The 247-nt window shown below is 34.4% G+C and carries 1 protein-coding gene; it reads right to left on the reverse strand.

Annotated features, from left to right (window positions below):
* Positions 1 to 5: 5 nt before the first annotated feature.
* A partial coding sequence (locus QWT87_RS21220) for a transposase (protein WP_302718742.1) occupies positions 6 to 247 on the reverse strand: 242 nt, incomplete at its 5' end.

Raw genomic sequence — 247 nt, forward strand, 5'->3', positions numbered from 1 at the left:
GGGGGCTATGCAAAAAGTTTAGTTAATCTGAATAGAAAGAAAGTTCTGTCTTTTACCCCTCGAAGTTGTAGTCTGAAGTTTTTAATTTTCGCATTAAAAGATTCCGCAGCAGCATTGGTGCTTCTTGCTTCAAAATAATTGAGAATATCGTTGTAATGATTTATAATGGTATTCTTTAGTGTAGAAAATGATTTAAAACCCGACTCTTCAACATCCTTAAACCAATGAGCCAACTTCAACATGGCAA

The organism is Chryseobacterium urinae (assembly GCF_030518295.1).
Lineage (GTDB): Bacteria > Bacteroidota > Bacteroidia > Flavobacteriales > Weeksellaceae > Chryseobacterium > Chryseobacterium mucoviscidosis.